Annotated in this window: 3 protein-coding genes; all 3 read left to right on the top strand. The window is 72.5% G+C overall.

The features are described 5' to 3' along the window. Window positions 1-115 precede the first annotated feature (115 nt). Window positions 116-1,594 (top strand): leucyl aminopeptidase, encoded by a 1,479-nt coding sequence (locus E1264_RS41410; RefSeq protein WP_243711492.1) that lies wholly within the window; start codon window positions 116-118, stop codon window positions 1,592-1,594. Between the two features lie 181 nt (window positions 1,595-1,775). Further along, complete coding sequence (gene lpdA, locus E1264_RS41415) at window positions 1,776-3,170, top strand: dihydrolipoyl dehydrogenase (RefSeq protein ID WP_132182868.1); 1,395 nt, start codon at window positions 1,776-1,778, stop codon at window positions 3,168-3,170. Window positions 3,171-3,206: 36 nt separating this feature from the next. Further along, a partial coding sequence (locus E1264_RS41420) for a biotin/lipoyl-containing protein (protein ID WP_347813458.1) occupies window positions 3,207-3,519 on the top strand: 313 nt, incomplete at its 3' end.

Genomic DNA, 3,519 nt, shown 5'->3' on the forward strand with positions numbered 1-3,519 from the left:
CCCCGCGAGCGCGGCCCGGACGCTTCGTCACGGCTCGCCACACCCGCCCCCAGCACGGGCAATGCTTGATCCAAAAGGGCGAAACCGGTCACCGGTGGGACTAACATCGTGCTACGTGACGAGCATCAGCCTTGACGGCACAGACCTGGCAAGTATCGACGTCGACGCCATCGTGATCGGCGTCGCACCGGCCGGGACGGGTGCCGCCCCGGCCGCCGGCTCCGAGAGCCTCGACCGCGCGCTGGACGGCAGGCTCGCCGAGGCCCTCGCCGCGCTGGGCGCCACCGGCAAGGCCGGCGAGATCACGAAGCTGCCCGCGCTCGGCGCCGTCGCCGCCAAGGTCATCGTCGCCGCCGGGCTGGGCGAGACGCCCTCCGCCGAAGACGTCCGCCGCGCGGCGGGCGCCGCCGTCCGCGCCCTCGCCGGGCACGCGAAGGTCGCCGTCGCGCTCCCCGCCTCGTCCGCCGACGACGTCGAGGCCGTCGCGCTGGGCGCGCTGCTCGGCGCCTACTCCTTCGACGCCTACCGCACCGGCGACGAGCACAAGAGCCCGGTCGAGGAGATCCGGCTGCTGGCTCCGGTGTCCGAGGAGGCCGCCGTCGAGCGCGCCCGGGTCCTCGCCGCGTCCGTCACGCTCGTCCGCGACCTGGTCAACACCCCGCCGTCCCACCTGTGCCCCGAAGACCTCGCCGGCGAGGCCGAGCGGGTCGCCGGGGAGACCGGCCTCGCCATCGAGGTGCTGGACGAGAAGGCGCTCGTCGAGGGCGGCTACGGCGGCATCACGGGCGTCGGGCAGGGGTCTGTCAACCCGCCGCGGCTCGTCCGGCTCGCCTACGCCCACCCGGAGGCGGCCAAGACGCTCGTCCTGGTCGGCAAGGGCATCACGTTCGACTCCGGCGGCCTGTCCCTCAAGCCGTCCGAGGCCATGGACTGGATGAAGTCCGACATGGGCGGCGCGGCCGCCGTGCTCGGCTCGCTCGCCGCCATGACCAGGCTCAAGCCCAAGCTCAACGTCGTCGGCTACATGGCGATCGCGGAGAACATGCCGTCCGGCACCGCGCAGCGCCCGTCCGACGTGCTGCGCATCTACGGCGGCAAGACCGTCGAGGTCCTCAACACCGACGCGGAGGGCCGGCTCGTCATGGCCGACGCCCTCGTCCGCGCCGGCGAGGACTCCCCCGACCTCCTCATCGACGTCGCGACGCTGACCGGCGCGCAGCTCGTCGCGCTCGGCACCCGCACCACCGGCGTCATGGCCAACGACGACGACGTCCGTGAGAAGGTGGTCGCGGCGGCGGGGCGCGCCGGGGAGACCGTCTGGGGCATGCCGCTGCCGGCGGAGCTGCGCAAGGGCCTCGACTCCGCCGTCGCCGACATCGCCAACATCAGCGGCGACCGGTGGGGCGGGATGCTCACCGCGGGAACGTTCCTCAAGGAGTTCGTGCCGGACGGCGTCAAGTGGGCCCACCTCGACATCGCGGGCCCGGCCTTCAACAAGGGCGAGCCCTACGGCTACACCCCGAAGGGCGGCACCGGCGTCGCCGTCCGCACGCTGGTCCGCATAGCCGAAGACCTGGCCGCCGGAGTTCTGTAGGGTCCCGGAGAGCGGGACGCAGGAATTCTGCAGGGGCCCCGCCCGCTGTCCGGGGTGGAGAACAGAATAGATTCCTTGTGGCGGCGGGGGCCCGCGACCGGCGCGCCCGCCCCGGACTACGACCACCTGAAGTGGCGCCCGGTCCACGCGGCGTCACGACCCCGGGGAAAGGGAGCGTCCAGTGGCTGACAACGGCCCCTTCGACATCGTCGTCCTAGGTGCCGGCAGCGGCGGTTACGCGTGCGCGCTGCGCGCCGCCGAGCTCGGCAAGTCCGTCGCGCTGATCGAGCGGGACGAGTCCCTCGGCGGGACGTGCCTCAACCGCGGCTGCATCCCCACCAAGGCGCTGCTGCACGCGGCCGAGGTGGCGGACCAGTCCCGCGAAGCCGCCAAGTTCGGCGTGAAGGCCACCTTCGAGGGCATCGACATCGAGGGCGTGCACGCCTACAAGGACAAGGTCGTCACGACGACCGTGAAGGGCCTCACCGGGCTGATCAAGGCCAAGGGCATCGAGATCGTGCACGGCACCGGGCGGCTCACCGGCCCGACCACGGTCGAGGTCGAGACCGCCGCCGGCGAGACCCGCACCGTCGAGGGGCGCCACCTCGTGCTCGGCACCGGCTCGCAGCCGAAGTCGCTGCCCGGCCTCGACATCGACGGCGAGCGCGTCATCTCCAGCGACCACGCGCTGCGGCTCGACCGCGTGCCCGGCTCCGTCGTCATCCTCGGCGGCGGCGTGATCGGCGTCGAGTTCGCCAGCGTCTGGCGCTCGTTCGGCGCGGACGTCACCATCGTCGAGGCCCTCCCGCACCTGCTGCCACTGGAGGAGGAGTCCAGCTCCAAGCGGCTGGAGCGTGCCTTCCGCAAGCGCGGCATCAAGTACGAGCTCGGCACCCGCTTCGAGAGCGCCAAGCCGACCCAGGGCGGCATCTCCGTCACCCTCGAAGGCGGCAAGACCATCGACGCGGAGCTGCTGCTGGTCGCCGTCGGCCGCGGCCCGGTCTCCGACGGCATCGGCCTGGCCGAGGCCGGCGTCGAGACCGAGCGCGGGTTCGTCAAGGTCGACGAGTACTGCCGGACGAACGTCCCCACGATCTCCGCGGTCGGCGACCTGATCCCGACACCGCAGCTCGCCCACGTCGGGTTCGCCGAGGGGATCCTCGTCGCCGAGCGGGTCGCCGGGCTCGACCCGGCGTCGATCGACTACGACGGCGTTCCCCGCATCACCTACTCCGACCCGGAGGTGGCCTCGGTCGGCATCACGTCCGCCGTGGCCCGCGAGCGCGGGTACGAGATCAAGGAGGTCACCTACGACCTGGCCGGCAACCCCAAGAGCAAGATCCTGGGGACGCAGGGCGAGGTCAAGGTGATCGCGGCCGTGGACGGTCCAGTCCTCGGCCTGCACATGGTCGGGGCGCGCGTGGGCGAGCTCATCGCGGAGGGGCAGCTCATCTACAACTGGGAGGCGCTCCCGGGCGAGGTGGCCCAGCTGATCCATCCGCACCCGACCCAGTCCGAGGCGGTCGGCGAGGCGCATCTCGCCCTCGCCGGCAAACCATTGCACGTACACGGCTGAACGCCGCAACGAGTATTCCGAAGGAGCAGCTGAGACATGCCGGTCTCCGTCACCATGCCCCAGCTCGGCGAGAGCGTCACCGAGGGCACCGTCACCCGCTGGCTCAAGAAGGAGGGCGAGCGCGTCGAGACCGACGAGCCGCTTCTGGAGGTGTCGACCGACAAGGTCGACACGGAGATCCCCTCCCCCGCCTCGGGCATCCTGACCAGCATCACCGTCGCCGAGGACGAGACCGTCGAGGTCGGCGCGGAGCTCGCCGTCATCGGCGACGAGGGCGAGGCGCCCTCCGGCGGCGGCGCCCCCGCCGCCGAGGCGCGGCAGGCGCCCGCGGCCGAGGCCCCCGCCGAGC

Origin of the sequence: Actinomadura sp. KC216 (assembly GCF_004348535.1) — a bacterium.
Classification (GTDB): Bacteria; Actinomycetota; Actinomycetes; order Streptosporangiales; family Streptosporangiaceae; genus Spirillospora.